We start from the raw sequence: 19,985 nt of genomic DNA on the forward strand, positions 1-19,985 counted from the left end.
GTACCGGCGCACCCGGCCCGCGCACCCGGAGCTGCTGCCCGGCCCCCGCGGCGACGTCGCGGCGCCGGTACTGGTCCCGGTGGCCGCACCCAGCGTCTCGCTCGCCCCGGGCCACGTGCTGGACGAACAACTCGCCCTGCTCCGGGAGACCGGGGCCAAGGTCGGCACGACCCTCGACCTGGCGACGACCGCCCGCGAGCTGTGCGCCGTCACCGTGCCGCGCTTCGCCGACTTCGCCGCCGTCCTCGTCGTCGACCAGCTGTTCTCCGACGCCGAGCCGCCGAAGGACGACCTGACCGGGGACACGATCATCGCGCGCCGGGTCGCCGTCGCCCACACCGACACCACTCCCGGCCCGTGGGCGGCCGCCCTGCCGGAGGGCGAACTGATCCCGCTGCCCGCCGACTCCACCCCGCGGCTGGGCGAGCCGCTGCTCGTGCCGGTGATAGACCCGGCACTGGCCCGGGACATCGCGCTCGACCTGGGCGTCCCCGGCCTCGGCCCGTTACTGCCCGAGCGGTCGATGGTCGTCGTACCGCTCACCGCACGGGGCACGGTGCTGGGACGAATGTGCTTCCTGCGCCACCCCGGCCGCCGCCCCTTCGACGCCAAGGACGCCGCGACCGCCGCCGAGGTCGCCGCCCGCGGCGCCGTGCACCTGGACAACGCCCGGCTGCACCGCCTGGAGTCGCGCGCCGCCGCGACCCTGCAGCGCAGCATGATGCCGACCCGCCCGCCCCGCATCCCCGGGGTGCGGATCGCCCACCGGTACATGCCCGGTGACCGTCAGGCCCAGGTCGGCGGCGACTGGTTCGACGCCATCCAGCTGCCCGGCGGGCGCGTGGCGCTGATCGTCGGCGACGTGATGGGCCACGGTCTGCTGTCGGCGGCCGTGATGGGCCAGTTCCGCACCTCCGTGATCACGATGGCCGCGCTCGACCTGCCGCCCGCGCAGTTGCTGCGGCACCTGGACAACCTCGCCCACCGCCTCGGCGCCGAGCACCTGGCGACGTGCGTGTACGCGGTCTACGACCCGATCCACCGGACCCTGACCCTGGCCAACGCCGGCCACATCCCGCCGGTGCTGGCCCGGCACGACGGCCGCAGCGAACTGCTGCAGATCCCCAAGGGCGCCCCGATCGGCGTCGGCGGCGTGCCCTTCGAGACGGTCGAGATCCCGGTACCGGACGGCAGTTGGCTGGTGCTGTGCACCGACGGCCTGGTGGAGGTGCGCGGTCAGGGGATAGACGCGGGCCTGGCGGCGCTGTGCTCCAACGTCATCGAGCCCCAGCAGACCCCCGAGGACGTCTGCGAGCAGATCCTCAGCCGTGTCCACTCCGACGACCGTCGCGACGACGTGGCGCTGCTGGTCGCCAACTTCCAGGGCATCCCGCCCGAGGACGTCGCCGAGTGGCGGCTGTCGATGGACCTCTCCGACGTCCGGCGGGCACGGGCGCTCACCCGTGAGCAGCTGGCGCGGTGGGGGCTGGAGGGGGTCAGCGACCTGACCGAGCTGCTGGTCAGCGAGCTGGTGACCAACGCGCTGCGGGTCGCCTCGCACGAGGTGTCGCTGCGGCTGATGCGGGTCGGCAAGCTGCTGGTCGAGGTCAGCGACGACGACCACAACCTGCCGCAGCTGCGCCGCGCGGACGCCGACGACGAGGAAGGCCGCGGCCTGGCCCTGGTCAGCAACCTCTCCCGGCGCTGGGGCACCAGCCGCAAGGCGGTCGGCAAGGTCGTCTGGTTCGAGCTGCCGCTGCCCGCCTGACCCGGGGACGAACCGGATCGGACCACCCCGATCCGGTCAGATGTAACCTACAAGCATGCAGGCCGGCAAAGGCGCGTCCGTCGAGACGATCCACCGCGAGATGACCGCGTTCGCCCGCCGCGCACGCACCGCGGTGGCCCGTATGCACCCACAGCTGTCCCTGGTGGCGTACACGCTGCTGGCCCACATGAGCGAGCACCGGGACTGCCGGGCCACGGACCTCGCGCAGGCGTTCCTGCTGGACAAGTCGACGGTCAGCCGCCAGGTCGCCACCCTGGAGCGGCTGGGCCTCGTCGAGCGGCGCCCCGAGCCCGCCGACCACCGCGTCCAGGTGCTGCTGCCGACCGCGGCGGGCGCGGCCCTGCTCGCAGAGGCGAACCGCGCCGCACGGCGCATCGTGTGCGGGAGGCTCGCGGACTGGGACGACACCGACCTGGAACGCTTCGCCGCCTACCTGACCCGCTACAACGACGCCGCGGAGCAGCAGGCCTGACCCGGCGTCAGCCGGTCGCCCCCGCCCCTGAGCCGCAGGCCTCCGCGCCCTCCGTACAGGCGGCGGCGCCGTCGGGGAGGTACTTCTCCGCCCACGCCCCCAGCTCCCCCAGGGCCGGACCGAGCGCCTCACCGGCTTCGGTGAGGCGGTAGCTCACCCTCAGCGGCGGGCCGGGGTCCACCTCGCGGACGACGATGCCCGCCTCGGCCAGCTCCGTGAGCCGGTCGGAGAGCATCCGTTCGCTGATCTTGGGGATGGCCCGGCGCAGTTCGACGAAGTACGCCGGCCGCTGCGTGAGGACGGCCACGATCAGGCCGCTCCAGCGCTTGCCGAGGATCCCGAAGACGCGGGTCAGCCCGACGTCGACCTTGGCGCACGGCTCCGCGTCGTGCGCGGCCGGCTCAGTCCCCTGTCCCATGGCCACAAGGGTACCCGGCTTGCCGTTACGTGCTGCAGAAAAGTAAGGTCCTGTGGTAGCAATAGCAACGCACGAATTTTTCACTCCGAACTTTACGGAAGTGGAGGCACCCCCATGCCCACGCTGCTGCACCTCGACTCGTCCATCTGGCCCTCCGAGACCTCCGCGTCCCGTGACGTGGCGAACTCCTTCCGCAAGGAATGGGAGGCCCAGCACCCGGGCGGCGTCGTGATCTACCGCGACCTGAACGCCGAGCCCGTGCCGCACCTCGACGCGACCCACTACGTGGGCGGTGCCGAGCACCCGCTGCGCAACGAGCTGGCCGACGAACTCGAACGGGCCGACGCCCTCCTGATCAGCGCGCCGATGTACAACTTCTCGATCCCCAGCACCCTCAAGGCCTGGCTCGACCAGGTGATCATCCTGGGCCGCACCGCGGGCGAGCAGCCCTCCGCCGCGGACACCCCGGTCGTCGTGGTGGCCAGCCGCGGCGGCGGCTACGGCCCCGGCACCCCGCGTGAGGACTTCGAGTTCGTGACCAACTACCTGGAGAAGGTCCTGCAGGGCTGCCTCGGCATCACCGACGTCGAGTTCATCGTCCCCGAGCTGACCCTGGCCCGCGTCGTCCCGGCCATGTCCGGCCTCGTCGAGGCCTCCGACGCCTCCCGCACCAAGGCGCACGAGCAGGCCACCGCCAAGGCCAAGGAACTCGCGGCGCGCGTCGCCTGACCCCCGTCCCGGCCGCCCGGGCGCACGCAGGGGCCGCGTGGCGTGCGCCACGCGGCCCCTGCGTCGTCGTACGTGCCCGGCCGCCCAGGCGTACGGCTACCCCACGCTCACAGGTTGACGCCGAAGTCCTGCGCGATGCCGCGCAGGCCCGAGGCGTAGCCCTGGCCGACGGCGCGGAACTTCCACTCGGCGCCGTTGCGGTACAGCTCGCCGAAGACCATCGCCGTCTCGGTGGAGGCGTCCTCGGAGAGGTCGTAGCGGGCGAGCTCGTTGTTGTCGGCCTGGTTCACCACACGGATGAAGGCGTTGCGGACCTGGCCGAACGACTGCTGGCGGCTCTCGGCGTCGTAGATCGACACCGGGAAGACGATCTTCTCGACCTCGGCCGGCACGGTGGCCAGGTTCACCTTCACCTGCTCGTCGTCACCCTCACCCTCGCCGGTGAGGTTGTCGCCGGTGTGCTCCACCGAGCCCTCCGGGCTCTTCAGGTTGTTGAAGAACACGAAGTGCTTGTCCGAGACCACCTTGCTCTCGGCGTTGACCAGGAGCGCGCTCGCGTCGAGGTCGAAGTCGGTGCCGGTGGTCGTACGGACGTCCCAGCCCAGACCGACGGTGACCGCGGTCAGTCCCGGGGCCTCCTTCGTCAGCGAGACATTGCCGCCCTTGGAAAGGCTGACACCCATGGGATCTCCCTGCTCATTCCGGCGCGGGCCGCGCCCCTTGACGATTCCTTTGCCCAATCGCTCAACGGCTCTCCGGGGCCGCGGGTTCCCGGCGCCGCACCCGTTCACCTGAGTGCCGTACACGCCCGTACGGCGGGCGTGGGAACGGTAGAAAGGACCCATGGCCACCGGCTCCCGCGCTCCGTCCGACTCCCCCTCCGGCGCCGACGACCCCGGGAGCACCGCCGAGGAGATGGTCGGTGCCCTGCTGACGGCGTCCCGGCTCCTCGTCGCGGTCTCCGCCCGCTCGCTCGCCGCGGTGGAGGAGGCACTGACCCTGCCGCAACTGCGCATGCTGGTCGTCCTCGAGACGCACGGGGCGCTGAACCTCTCACAGCTCGCCGCCGAACTGGGCGTCCAGCCCTCCACGGCGCTGCGGATGCTGGACCGCCTCGTGGCCATCGACATGGTCACGCGCGACGCCTCCCCCACCGACCGGCGCACGACCGTCATCTCGCTGACCGCGACCGGGCGGCGCACCGTGAACGACGTCACGGAGCGCCGCCGGGCCGAGATCGCCCGCATCGTCGACGCGATGCCCGCAGGACAACGACGCCACCTCGTCCAGGCCCTCCAGGCCTTCGCCGAGGCCGGCGGCGAGCCCCCCGTCGGCGAGCGCGACGCACATCACGCCGGCTGGTGACCCTCCCGCCGGTGTGCGGCGGTCAGGACGGCTGGAAGCCGCCGACCTGCGGGAGATCCCCGGCCACCGCGAGCTTCGCGGCGGTCAGCTCCACGCTGCCCTTGCCGGTGGGCCTGGTGGACGTGCCGGGCAGGACCCACACCGCGCCGCGGAAGCGGTCCTCGCCCTCGCCGCCGACGATCACATCGGGGTGACCGTCCTTGTTGAGGTCGCCGAGCGCCAGTGTGGTGCCGAACCCGTCAGCGGGCTCCGACGTGCCGGGCACCGACGGGGTCTCCTGGGACAACGCGTACGAGCCGGAGCCGAGCGCGCCCGTCTTCTTGCCAGGGATCACCACGACGACCCCGGCACGGCCTTGTTGTTCTGCTTCTGGCCCGGCACGCCGATCACGATGTCACCGAGACCGTCCTTGTTGAGGTCGGCGACGGCCACGGAGCTGCCGAACTCGTTGTCCTTCGCCGAGGCGCCCGCGACGCCGGGGGTGTTCTGGCTCATCCGTACCGGTGCGGCCGCAAAACCGTTCCTGCTGCCGTACCAGAGGGCGATCTCTCCGCCCAGGTGACCACTGGTCCCCGCCTCGGGCTCGTCCGGGTCGCCCACGACGAGGTCGTTGTAACCGTCGCCGTTGACGTCCCCGACGGCGGTGGTCGTGCCGTCCCCGGCCAGCGGACCGCGACCCCCTTCCGGGTTGACGTAGACCAGGCCGCCGCTCTGGCCGCCGACCCGGACCGACGTCACGATGCGGTCGGCGTACCCGTCGCGCTGCAGGTCGGCGAGCTCGACGCCCGCGACCGAGGGCGTGTCCGCGTTCAGCGACTTCACGCCGACCGAGCCGTTCCGCTTGAAGGTGCCCCCGAACTCCACCGAGCCGTCGTAACCGCCGGCCAGCACCCGTGCGCCGCGGCTGTCACGCAGCGCGGCCACGTCCATCCCGTACCGGCCCTCGGAGACCCGGGGCACCGGCAGGGCGCTCGCCGCGGCCAACCCCTTCTTGCCGCCCCACAGGACGGTGACGGTGCCCGCGTTCTTCGTCGTGCCCAGGTCCTCCCAGGGCGTACCGACGAGCAGGTCGCTGTAGCCGTCCTCGTCCAGGTCCGCGTAGGCGGTGGAGGCACCGAACAGGTCCTCGGTCTCCGCGCTGTCCGGGACGCCCGCGGTGTTCTGCGTGATGACGGCCTTGCGCGTAGTGGACACCCCGCTCTTGGAGCCGTAGAGGACGACGACCGCGCCCGCGCCGTCCTTGCCCCCGGCCACCGCGGCGGCCGCCACGGCAACTGCCGTCGTGACGCGCCCCGTTCGAGTCTTCCCCTCCCTGATTCCCCTCCTGTGTGCACAGTGAGACGCCTGAGAGGGTAGGGGCGGGAGATGAACTCTCCACGAACGGACCGCACTAGACCCGCAACGCCGGGAGGCGTGGCCGTCGCGTGGCCTGCGTCACTCCCGGACGCAGGACGCGGAGCACGAGAAACGGGCCCCCGACTGCGACTTTCGTCACGGTCGGAGACCCGTCTCCACTGTGTGCGCGAGGGGGGAGTTGAACCCCCACGCCCTTTCGGGCACTGGAACCTGAATCCAGCGCGTCTGCCTATTCCGCCACCCGCGCATGGGTGTTGTCTTCCGGGTCCGTTCACACCTTGGGGTCTTCCCCGTCCGGTGCGTCAGCCCCTTCCGACACGGAGAACATTAGCACGCTGCTCAGGGTGGAATCACATCCGTTTCGGGGCACCCCCGAGCGAGGGGAACCGTCCTCTGTTGCGGGACACTGGCATGAGCCGCCTCTACCATCCCTGTGGGGGAGCGGCCGCGGACCATGGCACTGTTGACACCGGTCCCGTGGGACCGACCGGGGAACCAGCGGTTTTCCCAGTGCGTGGATACGATCAGTAAGCAGTACCGGAAGGATCGGACCGGAAGACCACGGCGGACCGCCGTGCGCAACCGCAGGACCTCGAGGAGGGAGGTGCACCGTGGGAGTACTCAAGAAGTTCGAGCAGCGTCTCGAGGGCTTCGTGAACGGCACCTTCGCCAAGGTGTTCAAGTCCGAGGTACAGCCCGTGGAGATCGCGGGTGCCCTGCAGCGCGAGTGCGACAACAACGCGACGATCTGGAACCGGGACCGCACCGTGGTCCCCAACGACTTCATCGTCGAGCTCAGCACCTCCGACTACGAGCGGCTGAGCCCGTACGCCGTCCAGCTCGGCGAGGAGCTCGCCGGCATGGTGCGCGACTACGCCAAGCAGCAGCGCTACACCTTCATGGGCAACATCAAGGTGAACCTGGAGAAGGCCGACGACCTCGACACCGGCCTGTACCGGGTGCGCAGCCGCACCCTCGCCTCCAGCGAGTCGCAACAGCAGCAGTACCAGCAGCAGCAGCAACAACAGCCCCCCGCCGGCCGCGGTGGCTACGGCTACCCGCCGCAGGCCCCGCAGCGCCCCGCGGGCCCGCCGCCGATGCCGGCCGGTCCGCCGCCCGGCGCCGCGCCGGTCACCAGGCTCCCCGGGAGCGGCCCCACGGCCCCCGGTGGCGCCGGCATGAACGTACGCCGCTGGATCGAGATCAACGGCACGCGCCACCAGATCTCCCGTCCGACCCTCGTGCTCGGCCGCAGCACCGAGGCCGACGTCCGGGTGGACGACCCCGGTGTGTCCCGCCGCCACTGCGAGATCAGGGCGGGATCGCCCTCGACGGTCGTGGACCTCGGGTCGACGAACGGCATCGTGGTGGACGGACAGCACACCCAGCGCGCTACGCTCCGCGACGGTTCACGGATCGTCGTGGGCAGTACCACCATCGTGTACCGGCAAGCCGAAGGGTGAAGCGGGGGCAATGTCAGAGCTGACCCTGACGGTCATGCGGTTGGGTTTCCTCGCCGTACTGTGGCTGTTCGTCATCGTGGCCGTGCAGGTCATCCGCAGCGACCTGTTCGGCACGCGGGTGACCCAGCGCGCGGCCGGGCGCCGCGAGGCCCAGTCGCGTCCGCCGCAGCAGCGCCAGCAGGCGCAGCCCGCGCAGGGCCGCCAGCAGCAGAACAACAACAACCGGGCCCGGCGCGGCGCCCCCACCAAGCTGGTGGTCTCCGAGGGCTCGCTCGCGGGCACCACGGTCGCGCTCCAGGGACAGACGATCACCCTGGGCCGGGCCCACGATTCCACGATCGTGCTCGACGACGACTACGCGTCCAGCCGCCATGCCAGGATCTACCCGGACCGCGACGGCAACTGGATCGTCGAGGACCTGGGATCCACCAACGGCACCTTCATGGACCGGAACCGGCTCACCACGCCGACCCCGATCCCGCTCGGTGCCCCGATCCGCATCGGCAAGACCGTCATCGAGCTGCGGAAGTAGTCGCACAATGGGCGAGCACAGCCAGCGAGCGCGAGCGAGAGGGTGGGCAGCGTGCGGATGTACCCGGAGCCGACGGGCGAGGTGCGCATGACTCTGTCGCTGCGCTTCGCCGCCGGCTCTCACAAGGGAATGATCCGGGAGGGCAACGAGGACTCCGGCTACGCCGGCCCGCGGCTGCTCGCCATCGCCGACGGCATGGGCGGCCAGGCCGCCGGTGAGGTCGCCTCCTCCGAGGTCATCTCCACCCTCGTCCCGCTCGACGACGACGTCCCCGGCTCGGACATCCTCACCTCCCTCGCCGTCGCCGTGCAGCGTGCCAACGACCAGCTGCGCGTCATGGTCGAGGAGGACCCCCAGCTGGAGGGCATGGGCACCACGCTCACCGCCCTGCTCTGGACCGGCCAGCGGCTCGGCCTGGTGCACGTCGGCGACTCCCGTGCGTACCTGCTGCGCGACGGTGTGCTCACCCAGATCACCCAGGACCACACCTGGGTGCAGCGGCTCGTCGACGAGGGCCGGATCACCGAGGAGGAGGCCGGCACGCACCCGCAGCGCTCGCTGCTGATGCGCGCCCTGGACGGCCGCGGCCAGGTCGAGCCCGACCTGTCGGTCCGCGAGGTCCGGGCCGGCGACCGCTACCTGATCTGCTCCGACGGCCTGTCCGGCGTCGTCAGCCACCAGACCCTCGAGGACACCCTCGCCGGGTACCAGGCGCCCGCCGAGACCGTGCAGGAGCTGATCCAGCTCGCCCTGCGCGGCGGCGGCCCCGACAACATCACCTGCATCGTCGCCGACGTCCTGGACATCGACGACGGCGACACCCTGGCCGCGCAGCTGCACGACACCCCCGTCGTCGTGGGCGCCGTCGCCGACAGCCGGCACCACTCGCCGCTGTCCGACCCGCGGCATCTGCAGACCCCGGCCGGCCGCGCCTCCGAGCTCGGCCGTCCGCCGGCACCCGACGGCGCCTTCGGTCCCCCCGGCAGCGGGAACCCGCAGGTCAGCGCCCCCGTGGACGGCTTCGGCGCGTTCGAGGACGAGGAGCTGAGCAAGCCCCGCAAGCGCGGCCGGTGGCTCAAGCGCTCGCTGATCCTGCTGGTCGTCCTCGGTGTCATCGGCGGCGGCCTGTACGGCGCGTACCGCTGGACCCAGACGCAGTACTACGTCGGCGTCAAGGGCGACCACGCGGCGATCTACCAGGGCATCGAGCAGAAGCTGGCCTGGGTCAACCTGTCGAAGGTCCACGAGGACCGCCCCGGTATCGAACTCAAGTACCTACCGCAGAACCAGCGCAAGTACGTCACGGCCACGATCGCCGCCAGCGGACTCGGCGACGCACGCCGGACCGCGGACGAGCTCGAGCACCAGGCGAAGGTCTGCCAGACCAAGGAAGCCATCGACAAGTCCAAGGCCGCCGCGGCCGAGAAGGCCAGGAAGGACGCGCAGAAGGGCGCGGACACCGCCACCGGCAAGACCACCGGCAGCCCGTCCCCCGACGCGTCCGGCTCCCCCAAGCCCAACACGACCCCCTCCAGCAGCCCGTCGACCAGCCCCACCCTCTCCGACGAGGACCAGTCGCTGGCCCAACAGTGCCCCAGCGGCAGCTAGTGAGCAGGAGGGGCGTCAGTCCAGCATGAGCGTTGTCACGAACACCACGACCATCACATCCGTCGGCGCACCGAGCCGCCGCAACACGGAGCTCGCGCTCCTGGTCTTCGCGGTCCTGATCCCGGTCTTCGCGTACGCGAACGTCGGGCTGGCGAAGAAGGGCACCCTGCCCGCCGGCATGCTCGCGTACGGCCTCGGCCTCGGCGCCATCGCCCTCGTCGCGCACCTGGTCGTCCGCAAGTTCGCCCCCTACGCGGACCCCCTGATGCTGCCGATCGCCACCCTGCTGAACGGCATGGGCCTGGTGTTCATCTGGCGGCTGGACCAGGAGCCCACGCTCCCCGGCGGTTCCTCCGCGCCGACGCAGCTGATGTGGTCGACGCTGGGCGTCGCGCTCTTCCTCGGCGTCCTGGTCTTCCTCAAGGACCACCGCATCCTGCAGCGCTACACCTACATCTCGATGGTCGTGGCGCTGGTCCTGCTGATCCTCCCGGTGTTCTTCCCGCCGGTCTACGGCGCGCGGATCTGGATCACCATCGCCGGCATGTCCATCCAGCCCGGTGAGTTCGTGAAGATCATCATCGCGGTGTTCTTCGCGGGCTACCTGATGGTCAAGCGGGACGCGCTCGCGCTCGCCAGCCGCCGGTTCATGGGGATGTACCTGCCCCGCGGCCGTGACCTCGGCCCGATCCTGGTGATCTGGGCCCTCAGCATCCTCATCCTGGTCTTCGAGACCGACCTGGGCACCTCGCTGCTCTTCTTCGGCCTCTTCGTGATCATGCTGTACGTCGCCACCGAGCGCACCAGCTGGATCGTGTTCGGTCTGCTGCTGTCCGTGGGCGGTGCGGTGGTCGTCGGCAGCTTCGAGTCGCACGTCCACAGCCGTGTGGAGGACTGGCTCAACCCGTTCCGCACCGTCGAGGCCGGCCAGGGCGCCAGCCAGCCCGCGCAGGCCATGTGGGCCTTCGGCTCCGGCGGCCTGTTCGGATCGGGTCTCGGCCAGGGCTACTCCCGGCTCATCGGCTTCGCGGCCAAGAGCGACTACATCCTGGCCACCGTCGGCGAGGAACTGGGCCTGGCGGGCCTGATGGGCATCCTGCTGCTCTACGCACTCCTGGTGGAGCGCGGCGCCCGCACCGCGCTGGCCGCCCGTGACCCCTTCGGCAAGCTGCTGGCGATCGGCCTGTCCGGGGCCTTCGCGCTCCAGGTGTTCGTCGTGGCCGGCGGTGTCACCGGGCTCATCCCGCTGACCGGCATGACCATGCCGTTCCTGGCACAGGGCGGTTCCTCGGTGATCGCCAACTGGGCCCTGGTGGCCATCCTGCTGAGAATCAGCGACACCGCGCGCCGCCCGGCGCCGACCCCCGCCTCGTCCCCCGATGCCGAACCGACCCAGGTGGTGCGGACCCAGTGAACAAGCCCCTGCGCCGAGTCGCCATCTTCTGCGGACTGCTCGTGCTCGCCCTGCTCGTCAGGGTGAACTACATCCAGTTCGTGCAGGCCGACGAGCTCAAGAACGACGCGAACAACCGACGGGTCACGATCAACCAGTACGCGACGCCGCGCGGCGACATACTCGTCGACGGCAAGGCGATCACCGGCCACACCGAGACCACGGGCAGCGACTTCAGGTACAAGGCCACCTTCAAGAACGGGAAGATGTGGGCGCCGGTCACCGGCTACGCCTCGCAGGCCTTCGGGACGACCCTGCTCCAGGGCGTCGAGGACAAGATCCTCACCGGTGACGACGACCGGCTCTTCTTCACCCGCACCGTCGACGTGCTGTCCGGCAGGCAGAAGCAGGGCGGGGACGTCGTCACGACCCTCAACGGCGCCGCCCAGAAGGCGGCCTTCGAGGGCCTGGGCAACAAGAAGGGCGCGGTCGCGGCCATCAACCCGAAGACCGGGGCCATCCTGGCCCTGGCGAGCACGCCTTCGTACGACCCCTCCTCCTTCGCCGGCAACTCGCAGAAGGACAGCGAGGCCTGGAACGCCCTGCAGAAGAAGAACAACCCCGACGACCCGATGCTGAACCGGGCGCTCCGGCAGACCTACCCGCCGGGCTCCACGTTCAAGGTCGTCACGGCGGCCGCGGCGCTGCAGGACGGGCTGTACGACGACATCGACGAGCCGACCGACTCCGAGGTGCCGTACATCCTCCCGGACACCAACAACCAGGAGCTGAAGAACGAGGGCGGCATCGCCTGCAAGAACGTCTCCCTGAGGGAGGCGCTGCGGGTCTCGTGCAACTCCGTCTTCGGCAAGCTCGGTGCGACCCTCGGCCGCGACAAGATGGTCGAGGAGGCCGAGAAGTTCGGCTTCAACGAGGAGCAGTTCGTCCCGGTCCGCGTGGCGGCCAGCAACTTCTCCACCAAGATGGACAGGCCGCAGACGGCACTGTCGTCCATCGGCCAGTTCGAGACCGCCGCCACCCCGCTGCAGATGGCGATGGTGGCCTCGGCGATCGCCAACGACGGCAAGCTGATGAAGCCGTACATGGTGAGCGAGCTCCGCGGCTCGAACAACAAGCTCGTGGACAGCGTCAGCCCCGAGGAGCTCTCGCAGCCGCTCAGCGCGGAGAACGCGCAGAAGCTCCAGCAGATGATGGAGACCGTCGTGCAGTCGGGCACCGGCACCAACGCCCAGATCCCGGGCGTCACGGTCGGTGGCAAGACCGGTACCGCCCAGCACGGCGTCGACAACAGTGAGAAGCCTTACGCATGGTTCATCTCATACGCGAAGACGGACAGCGGCTCCCCGGTGGCCGTCGCCGTCGTGGTCGAGGACGCCAGCGCGAACCGCGGCGACATCTCCGGTGGCGGCTTCGCCGCGCCGATCGCCAAGAGCGTCATGGAGGCCGTGCTGAACAAGTGATGCCGGTCACACCGTATCCATGGATGTGCGCTATGTCGCACGTCGCGATACCGGTCGTGTATCGGCTACCGGCGAGGGCCGGGATCGGCACGCGGCGGCGGGTACGGTATGCCCGAGCAGCCACACGGACGGTTTAGGAAGGGCAAGCGCTATGGAAGAGCCGCGTCGCCTCGGCGGCCGGTACGAGCTGGGCTCGGTGCTCGGCCGCGGTGGCATGGCCGAGGTGTACATCGCCCATGACACCCGGCTCGGCCGCACCGTCGCCGTGAAGACGCTCCGGGTGGACCTCGCCCGCGATCCGTCCTTCCAGGCCCGGTTCCGCCGTGAGGCCCAGTCGGCCGCCTCGCTGAACCACCCGTCGATCGTCGCGGTCTACGACACCGGCGAGGACTACGTCGACGGGGTCTCCATCCCGTACATCGTCATGGAGTACGTGGACGGCTCCACCCTGCGTGAGCTGCTCCACTCCGGGCGGAAGCTCCTGCCGGAGCGTTCGCTGGAGATGACCATCGGCATCCTCCAGGCCCTGGAGTACAGCCACCGGTCCGGCATCGTGCACCGCGACATCAAGCCCGCGAACGTGATGCTGACCCGGAACGGCCAGGTCAAGGTCATGGACTTCGGCATCGCCCGCGCCATGGGCGACTCCGGCATGACCATGACGCAGACCGCGGCCGTGATCGGCACCGCCCAGTACCTCTCCCCGGAGCAGGCCAAGGGCGAGACCGTCGACGCGCGCTCCGACCTGTACTCCGCCGGCTGCCTGCTCTACGAGCTGCTCACCGTACGGCCGCCCTTCGTCGGCGACTCCCCGGTCGCGGTGGCGTACCAGCACGTGCGCGAGGAGCCGCAGCCGCCGAGCGTCTACGACCCCGAGGTCACGCCCTCGATGGACGCCATCGTGCTCAAGGCGCTGACCAAGGACCCGGACTACCGGTACCAGTCCGCCGACGAGATGCGCGCCGACATCGAGGCCTGCCTCGACGGCCAGCCCGTCGCCGCCACGGTCGCCCTGGGCGCCGTCGGCTACAACGGCGGCGGTTACGGCGGCTACGGCAACGACGCCCCCACCACGGCCCTACCGCCCCAGCAGGACGCCGGCACCTCGATGCTGCCGCCCATGCGCGAGGACGACGGCGGCTACGGCTACGACCAGCCCCAGGGCAACGGCCGGCGCAAGCCGAAGAAGAGCAACACGTCCACGATCCTGCTGGTCGTCGCCGCCGTCCTGGTCCTGATCGGCGCGATCTTCATGGGCAAGGCGCTGTTCTCCGGGAACGGCAGCGGCAACGACACGGTGTCCGTCCCGCAGTTCGTCGGCGACACCAAGTCGGAGGCCCAGGACCGGGCCTCGAACGGCGGGATCACCATCACCTTCGGTGAGGCGATGTTCTGCGCCGACCAGCCCAAGGACCACGTCTGCCAGCAGTCGGCCAAGGTCGACAGCAAGATCCCCAAGGACCAGAGCGTCACCCTGCAGCTCTCCAAGGGCGCCGAGAAGGTCGAGGTCCCGGACGTCACCGGTGACTCCTTCGAGGACGCCGAGGCGGAGCTGAAGGACAAGGGCTTCGAGGTCGACAAGCAGTCCAAGACCTCCAACGAGGAAGAGGGCACGGTCCTCAAGCAGGACCCCAAGAGCGGCTCGAAGCGGGACAAGGGCTCGACGATCACGCTCACCGTGGCCGTGGCGCCCGAAGAGGTCACGATCAAGGACGTGAGCAACAAGACCCAGGCGGAGGCCACTCAGATCCTCCAAGCCGACGGCCTGAAGGTGACCGTCACCCAGGAGGAGTCCGCCGACCACGCCCAGGGCACGGTCATCCGGACCGACCCGACGGCCGGAAGCACGATCAAGGCGGGCGAGACGGTCACCCTGTTCGTCGCCAAGCCGCCGTCCACCAACGCGATCCCCAACCTGCAGAACATGACGGTCACGCAGGTCAGCGGCATCGCGCAGGAATTCGGCGTGACGCTGGCGTTCGCGCCCGGCTCGTCGCAGGACGGGAACGCCATCGTTCAGGGCCAGGTCCCGCAGCAGGGCACCCAGATGAAGCCGGGTGACACCCTGACGATCTTCGCCCGGGACCAGAACGGCGGCGGAGGCTTCATCAACGGAGGCAACGGCGGCTGACGCCGAACGCACCGGAAACGGAAGGGGCCGCGGACATCACGTCCGCGGCCCCTTCCGTTTGCGTCCCCTGCCCGTGCTGGCGGCTCCTGCGCGTCAGCCCAGCTCCGCCGGAGGCGTCCGCTTCGCGTCCACCTTCTGGGTGCGGACGAGTTCGGCCCACACGATGTAGCGGTCGCGCGAGGTGTAGACCGGGGTGCAGGTGGTGAGCGTGAGGTAGCGGCCGGCCTTCTTCTTGCCGCTCTCCTTCGGGATCTGGTCGATGACCTCGACGTTGTACTTCGAGGTCTCGGGGAGCACCTTGTAGACCTTGTAGACGTACCAGGTGTCGCGGTTCTCGAAGACGACCGGGTCGCCGTTCTTGATCTTGTCGATGTTGTGGAACTTGGCGCCGTGGCCGTCCCGGTGCGCGGCGAGCGTGAAGTTGCCCTGCTTGTCCCCGGGCATGGCGGACTCGACGGGCTCGGTGTAGTAGCCGGCGACACCCTCGTTGAGCACCTTCGTGGAGGTGCCCTTCTTCACCAGGACCTCGTAGTTCCTGCCCATGGCGGGGACGTGGAGGAAGCCGATGCCGCCCTTGGTGTCGAGCTTGCCCGGGGCGCTGTCGGCCCACTGTCGCCTGATGGCGTCGCCCTCGTGCTTGGCGGCGCGGTCGGCGAGGACGTTGGTCCACCAGAGGGAGTAGACGACGAAGAGCCCGAGGATCACGCCCGCGGTGATGAGGAGTTCACCGATCAGGCTGACGGTGGCGGCGAACCACGAGAGCCGGTGCCGGTCGGGCACGGCTTCCCGGGCGCGGTCGTGCTGGGTGGTCGTCACCACTTGCCCCGATCTTTGTACGTCCGTACCTGGCTCAGCCGACCAAGGCGGGCGGCTTGCCCTTGCTGCGCGGCCATTCCTCGACCATCTTGCCCCAGACGATCAACCGGAACTTGCTGGTGAACTCCGGTGTGCACGTGGTCAGTGTGATGTAGCGGCCGGGCTTGGTGAAGCCGGATCCGTCGGGGACCGGCTTGATCACCGAGATGTTGGAGGGCGGGGTCGAGGGCAGCGTGCTCGTGATCTCGTACGTGTAGTACGTGCTCTCCGTCTCGACCACGACCTTGTCCCCCGCCACCAGTTTGTTGACGTAGCGGAACGGTTCGCCGTGGCTGTTGCGATGGGCGGCGAGGGCGAAGTTGCCCTGCTTGTCCCAGGGCATGGCCGTCTCCAGGTCGCCGGAGTAGTGGCCGATCATGCCCTTGTCGAGCACCTTGTGCTTGTCGACGCCCTCGGCGATGGGCGCCTTCACGTCCAGCTTCGGGATGTACATGATCGCGAAGCCCTGCCCGGGCGAGAAGGCGCCGGGGTCGGGGGCCGGGTCCTTCTCGCCTTGCCACTGCTTCTGCAGGTTGTTGGCGGCGCCGCCGGCCTGCTGGTGGGCGAGGACGTTGGTCCACCACAACTGGTAGGTGACGAAGAGCAGCATCAGCACGCCCAGGGTGATGAACACCTCGCCGGCCACCCGGCTGGCGATCACCGCGGGGCTCTCCTTGGCCGCGCGCGCGGCGCGCCGGGCCTCCATGCGGGACCTGGGTGCGGCCGGCGTCGACGCCATGGGGGCCGTGACGGCCCCTGTGGCGGCCTGGGGGGCCTCGGGGGTACCGGAACGCCTCCGTCCCCTGCCGCCGCGTCGTGCGGCCTCCTGGGCCGCTTTCCGGCGGGCCGCACGTCCACCGCCCTCGGGCGCCGGGACGCCGGAGGGCGGCTGCGGGATCTCCTCCCGGTCCTGCTCCGGCTCGCGCTCCGGCTCGGCCCCGGTCACCACGGGCATCGCCATGGTGTCGCCGGGCGCGCCCGCGACCCGGCGCCGCGCGGCGGCACGCTCCGCGTCGGTGAGCGGACGCCGGACGGCCCTGAACCCCTCGGCGTACGGCTGCTCGGCCGGCCCTCCGTGCCGGGGGCGCGGCTCGGGCGGCTCCTCGGGGTCCGGCGCGGACGACGGCCGGGACGGCCACGGGTCGGCCGGCTGCGGCTCGTAGGCGGGCCTCGTGGACCCGTAGTACCCCTGCTCCTGCCCTTGTCCCTGCCCCTGCTCGTACACCTGCTGACCCGGCACCGTGGCCTGGGGGGTGACCGGCTGCGCGGTCGCGGGCCGCGTCGTGGGGGGCGGCGCAGGCGGCGCCGCGGCGGGCTCCGCACCAGAGTCTGCGCCGGAGTCCGTGCCGGACTCCTGGGCGGGGCGGGCCGCGCGGCGCCCGGTGCTGGGCAGCGGGTCGTTGAGCGGGTCGGCCAACTGCTCCACCACGGCGGCGAATTCGGCGGTGTCACCGAAGTGCCGATGCGCGGTCACGCAGTCACGCCCTGGTTCCGACCACAGGCGCGAGGCCCGCGGAACGCTCGACGGCGCCCTTGTCGCCGCATTCCACCAGCCAGTTGGCGAGCATCCGGTGCCCCCATTCGGTGAGCACCGACTCGGGATGGAACTGGACGCCCTCCACCCGGGCGCTGCGGTGCCGCAGTCCCATGATGATGCCGTTCTCCGTCCAGGAGGTGATCTCCAACTCCTCCGGCACCGTGTCCCGTTCCACCGCCAGCGAGTGGTAGCGGGTCGCGGTGAACGGCGTCGGCAGCCCCGCGAAGACCCCGCGGCCCTCGTGGGTCACCAGGGAGGTCTTGCCGTGCAGCAGCTCCGGCGCCCGGTCCACCACACCGCCGTACGCCACCGCCATGGACTGCAGTCCGAGGCAGACCCCGAAGACCGGGACGTCGGTGGCGGCGCAGTGGCGCACCATGTCGACGCAGACACCGGCCTCCTCTGGGGTGCCGGGCCCGGGGGAGAGCAGGACGCCGTCGAAGCCGTCCTGGGCGTGGGCGAGCTCCACCTGGTCGTTGCGGAGCACTTCGCACTCGGCGCCCAATTGGTACAGGTACTGGACCAGGTTGAAGACGAAGCTGTCGTAGTTGTCGACGACGAGGATGCGTGCGCTCATCTGACGGCTGCCATCCCCTCGTCGACGGTCACGTCCCCGAACGGCAGCAGCGGCTCCGCCCAGGGGAAGACGTACTGGAAGAGCACGTAGACGGTGGCGAGGACCAGCACCAGCGAGATGAGTGCCTTCAGCCACACGTTGCCCGGCAGATGCCGCCAGATCCAGCCGTACATGCGCCGCCTTCCTGCCCTCCGTGCCCGTGCCTCGCCCAAGATTAGCCCGACAAACCCTCCGGCATACCGTCCTCCACAGGCCGTGTGGATTCCAGGTGCCCCCAGGTGATGAGCCGGTGGCTGTGGCCCCACTCGGGATCGCAGGTGGTCAGGGTCAGGTAGCGGCCGGGAACGGTGTACCCGGACTTCTCCGGGACGGGATCGATCACAGCGACGTCGGTGGGGACCGTGCGGTAGGGTGCGCGGTCGATCTCGTAGGTGTACCAGGTGCGCCCGTCGGTCAGGACGACCTCGTCGCCCTTGCGCAGCCTGGGGAAGTCCTTGAACGGGTCGCCGTAGGTGCGGCGGTGGCCGGCGACGGCGAAGTTGCCCACGGCGCCGAGGCGGGCGGTGTCCGCGTAGTGGCCGAGGCCCTTCTTCAGGGTGCCGGTGCCCGTCCCCTCCAGCACGGGCTTGTGCCAGGAACGGCCCAGCCGCGGGACGTACATCACCGCGAAGGCCGTGCCGTCCCGGTAGGGCGCCGCGGCCGGCCCCGACGGGGAAGGGGACGCCGAGGGGGTGGCAGCGCCCGTGCCCCCGGGGGACGGGTCGGCCGCGGCGACCGGCCCGGTCGCCCAGCGGTCCTGCAGCCGGTCGATCTCCCCGTCCATCGCGCGGTCCGCCCGTACGCCGGTCCAGAACAGCACGTAGCAGACGAAGAGCACGATCAGCGCGCCCACGGTGATGCACATTTCGCTCAGCGTCCGCACCACCAGGCGCATGATCACCCCACAGGCTTGGCGTACTGCAGGTCCACTGTGCCGGAGTAGCCGGGAAGAGTCACCCGTCGTTCGTCCTCGACCTTCCAGCCGAGCCCGTAGGCCTGGACGTACTGCAGGTAGTTCTGGATCGCGGGGCTGGCGTCGAGCGCCTTGTGCAGCTTCTCCTGGTCGCCGACGGCCGTGATGGTGTACGGCGGGGAGTAGACGCGGCCCTGCAGGATGAGCGTGTTGCCGACGCAGCGCACCGCGCTGGTGGAGATCAGCCGCTGGTCCATCACCTTGATGCCGGACGCGCCGCCCGCCCACAGGGCGTTGACCACGGCCTGCAGGTCCTGCTGGTGGATGACGAGGTCGTTCGGCTGCGGATTCGGCACGCCCGGGACGAGCGCCGTCGCGTCCGGCGGCGCGTCGTTCAGGGTGACGGAGACGGCGGGACCGGTGAGCTTGAGGGTGCCGGCCTCGGCGCCGAGCCGCGCCAGCTCCCTGCGGGTGGCGTCGCTGACGCCGCTGTCGGTGTGGGCGAGTCCGTCGACGTCCTCGCGCACCCCGGCGAGCTCGTTCTCCAGCTGCTCGTTCTGCCGGCTCTTCTCCTGGACACGGTCCGACAGGCGCAGCAGCGGGTCGTCGGTGCGGATGTCCAGGCCCTTGGCGGTGTCGAAACTCATCCAGAACAGCAGACCGGCCATCGCGAAGACCCCGGCGCTGAGCACGCGAAGCACCACAGACCGGGCGGATCGGGGGCCCGGGGAGGCGTCCACCGGATTGCTCACCGTAGCCTTATCTCCTTCCAACCCGCGGAAGCACTACGCTAACGGACGCCCGGAGGCGTGGGCCCCCCTGCCGTCGGGCCGCTCATACAAGACGTCACACGCGCGGTTACGCAGCGCATCGACAGGAGAGTCCCTCGTGCCGAAGTCACGGATCCGCAAGAAGGCCGACTTCACTCCGCCCCCGGAGAAGACCACCCCCATAAAGCTGAAGTCCGGCCGCGGCTGGGTGGCTCCGCTCATGCTGGCACTGTTCCTCGTCGGCCTGGCCTGGATCGTGGTCTTCTACGTGACGCAGGGCAGCTTCCCGATCGAGCAGCTGGGCAACTGGAACATCGCCGTCGGCTTCGGCTTCATCGCGGGCGGGTTCGTCGTGTCCACACAGTGGAAGTAGCAGATCGCACAGTTATCCACAGGCGTCATCCACAGTGTTGAAAAGGTCGCATGATCTGTGGATAACCGCCAGCCGGTTGACACCGGTGTGACCGGTGGTCCGATGTACGGACCACCGGTCTTTCGTTGATCTTGCAGGTCAGACACGGTGTGTAGGGGCACGTGCACGGCTTGCCCACAGGATG

The 19,985-nt window shown here is 70.3% G+C and carries 21 protein-coding genes and 1 tRNA gene; 11 read left to right on the forward strand and 11 right to left on the reverse strand.

Annotated features, from left to right (window positions below; genetic code table 11):
* Nucleotides 1-1,768 (forward strand): ATP-binding SpoIIE family protein phosphatase (locus tag PV350_RS09425; RefSeq protein ID WP_500333360.1); only part of this gene is annotated, 1,768 nt, incomplete at its 5' end.
* A 55-nt stretch (nt 1,769-1,823) separates the two neighbouring features.
* Nucleotides 1,824-2,261 carry a MarR family winged helix-turn-helix transcriptional regulator gene (locus PV350_RS09430; protein ID WP_500333361.1) on the forward strand — a complete coding sequence of 146 codons (438 nt, stop codon included), beginning with the start codon at nt 1,824-1,826 and terminating at the stop codon, nt 2,259-2,261.
* A 7-nt stretch (nt 2,262-2,268) separates the two neighbouring features.
* On the opposite strand, the gene PV350_RS09435 is transcribed toward PV350_RS09430, so the two are convergent.
* Nucleotides 2,269-2,679 (reverse strand): winged helix-turn-helix transcriptional regulator, encoded by a 411-nt coding sequence (locus tag PV350_RS09435; RefSeq protein WP_500333362.1) that lies wholly within the window; start codon nt 2,677-2,679, stop codon nt 2,269-2,271.
* A 114-nt stretch (nt 2,680-2,793) separates the two neighbouring features.
* Here PV350_RS09435 and PV350_RS09440 point away from each other — a divergent pair, with 114 nt between their 5' ends.
* Nucleotides 2,794-3,408 carry an FMN-dependent NADH-azoreductase gene (locus PV350_RS09440; RefSeq protein ID WP_500333363.1) on the forward strand — a complete coding sequence of 205 codons (615 nt, stop codon included), beginning with the start codon at nt 2,794-2,796 and terminating at the stop codon, nt 3,406-3,408.
* 107 nt (nt 3,409-3,515) lie between these two features.
* On the opposite strand, the gene PV350_RS09445 is transcribed toward PV350_RS09440, so the two are convergent.
* Nucleotides 3,516-4,091 carry a TerD family protein gene (locus PV350_RS09445; protein WP_431959002.1) on the reverse strand — a complete coding sequence of 192 codons (576 nt, stop codon included), beginning with the start codon at nt 4,089-4,091 and terminating at the stop codon, nt 3,516-3,518.
* Between the two features lie 160 nt (nt 4,092-4,251).
* Between PV350_RS09445 and PV350_RS09450 the strand changes: the two genes are divergently transcribed.
* The gene (locus tag PV350_RS09450) at nt 4,252-4,773 is read left to right on the forward strand and encodes a MarR family winged helix-turn-helix transcriptional regulator (RefSeq protein ID WP_499512863.1); all 522 of its coding nucleotides are present in this window, start codon (nt 4,252-4,254) and stop codon (nt 4,771-4,773) included.
* 22 nt (nt 4,774-4,795) lie between these two features.
* Here the strand turns inward: PV350_RS09450 and PV350_RS09455 are convergent, their stop codons facing one another.
* From PV350_RS09455 to PV350_RS09465, 3 genes are all read right to left on the reverse strand, one after another.
* On the reverse strand, nt 4,796-5,107 hold the full coding sequence (locus PV350_RS09455; protein WP_500333364.1) for an FG-GAP repeat protein: 312 nt from the start codon (nt 5,105-5,107) through the stop codon (nt 4,796-4,798).
* Entirely contained in the window at nt 5,104-6,042 is a 939-nt protein-coding gene (locus PV350_RS09460; RefSeq protein ID WP_500333365.1) for a hypothetical protein, read from the reverse strand. The genes PV350_RS09455 and PV350_RS09460 overlap by 4 nt, the downstream gene beginning before the upstream one ends.
* A 250-nt stretch (nt 6,043-6,292) precedes the next feature.
* Nucleotides 6,293-6,376: transfer RNA gene (locus tag PV350_RS09465), tRNA-Leu, on the reverse strand.
* Nucleotides 6,377-6,740: 364 nt separating this feature from the next.
* On the opposite strand from PV350_RS09465, the gene PV350_RS09470 reads away from it, so the two are divergent.
* The 6 genes from PV350_RS09470 (at nt 6,741) to pknB (ending at nt 14,737) form a co-directional block, all read left to right on the forward strand.
* Nucleotides 6,741-7,592 (forward strand): FHA domain-containing protein, encoded by an 852-nt coding sequence (locus tag PV350_RS09470; protein ID WP_500333366.1) that lies wholly within the window; start codon nt 6,741-6,743, stop codon nt 7,590-7,592.
* A gap of 10 nt (nt 7,593-7,602) precedes the next feature.
* On the forward strand, nt 7,603-8,124 hold the full coding sequence (locus PV350_RS09475; RefSeq protein ID WP_499512867.1) for an FHA domain-containing protein: 522 nt from the start codon (nt 7,603-7,605) through the stop codon (nt 8,122-8,124).
* Nucleotides 8,125-8,181: 57 nt separating this feature from the next.
* Nucleotides 8,182-9,732, forward strand: coding sequence for a PP2C family protein-serine/threonine phosphatase (locus PV350_RS09480; protein WP_500333378.1), 1,551 nt, complete (start codon nt 8,182-8,184; stop codon nt 9,730-9,732).
* 25 nt (nt 9,733-9,757) lie between these two features.
* On the forward strand, nt 9,758-11,146 hold the full coding sequence (locus tag PV350_RS09485) for an FtsW/RodA/SpoVE family cell cycle protein (protein ID WP_499512868.1): 1,389 nt from the start codon (nt 9,758-9,760) through the stop codon (nt 11,144-11,146).
* Nucleotides 11,143-12,606: a peptidoglycan D,D-transpeptidase FtsI family protein gene (locus tag PV350_RS09490; RefSeq protein WP_500333367.1), complete on the forward strand. Its 1,464-nt coding sequence runs from the start codon at nt 11,143-11,145 to the stop codon at nt 12,604-12,606. Before PV350_RS09485 ends, PV350_RS09490 begins: the two co-directional genes overlap by 4 nt.
* 151 nt (nt 12,607-12,757) lie before the next feature.
* Nucleotides 12,758-14,737, forward strand: coding sequence for a Stk1 family PASTA domain-containing Ser/Thr kinase (pknB, locus tag PV350_RS09495; RefSeq protein WP_500333368.1), 1,980 nt, complete (start codon nt 12,758-12,760; stop codon nt 14,735-14,737).
* Between the two features lie 93 nt (nt 14,738-14,830).
* Here the strand turns inward: pknB and PV350_RS09500 are convergent, their stop codons facing one another.
* The 6 genes from PV350_RS09500 to PV350_RS09525 all read right to left on the reverse strand — a co-directional run bounded on the left by PV350_RS09500 (nt 14,831) and on the right by PV350_RS09525 (nt 19,410).
* Nucleotides 14,831-15,517: a class E sortase gene (locus PV350_RS09500; protein WP_499516889.1), complete on the reverse strand. Its 687-nt coding sequence runs from the start codon at nt 15,515-15,517 to the stop codon at nt 14,831-14,833.
* Nucleotides 15,518-15,587: 70 nt separating this feature from the next.
* Nucleotides 15,588-17,066: a class E sortase gene (locus PV350_RS09505; RefSeq protein WP_499512871.1), complete on the reverse strand. Its 1,479-nt coding sequence runs from the start codon at nt 17,064-17,066 to the stop codon at nt 15,588-15,590.
* Between the two features lie 4 nt (nt 17,067-17,070).
* Nucleotides 17,071-17,706 carry an aminodeoxychorismate/anthranilate synthase component II gene (locus PV350_RS09510; RefSeq protein ID WP_354792929.1) on the reverse strand — a complete coding sequence of 212 codons (636 nt, stop codon included), beginning with the start codon at nt 17,704-17,706 and terminating at the stop codon, nt 17,071-17,073.
* The gene (locus PV350_RS09515; protein WP_499512872.1) at nt 17,703-17,879 is read right to left on the reverse strand and encodes a hypothetical protein; all 177 of its coding nucleotides are present in this window, start codon (nt 17,877-17,879) and stop codon (nt 17,703-17,705) included. Before PV350_RS09515 ends, PV350_RS09510 begins: the two co-directional genes overlap by 4 nt.
* A gap of 41 nt (nt 17,880-17,920) precedes the next feature.
* Complete coding sequence (locus tag PV350_RS09520) at nt 17,921-18,640, reverse strand: class E sortase (RefSeq protein ID WP_499512873.1); 720 nt, start codon at nt 18,638-18,640, stop codon at nt 17,921-17,923.
* Between the two features lie 2 nt (nt 18,641-18,642).
* Nucleotides 18,643-19,410 (reverse strand): DUF881 domain-containing protein, encoded by a 768-nt coding sequence (locus tag PV350_RS09525; RefSeq protein WP_499512874.1) that lies wholly within the window; start codon nt 19,408-19,410, stop codon nt 18,643-18,645.
* A gap of 136 nt (nt 19,411-19,546) precedes the next feature.
* Between PV350_RS09525 and crgA the strand changes: the two genes are divergently transcribed.
* Entirely contained in the window at nt 19,547-19,801 is a 255-nt protein-coding gene (crgA, locus tag PV350_RS09530; RefSeq protein WP_089229113.1) for a cell division protein CrgA, read from the forward strand.
* Nucleotides 19,802-19,985: the final 184 nt, after the last annotated feature.

This window comes from Streptomyces sp. PA03-6a (genome assembly GCF_033792765.1).
In the GTDB taxonomy this organism is placed as follows: Bacteria; Actinomycetota; Actinomycetes; order Streptomycetales; family Streptomycetaceae; genus Actinacidiphila.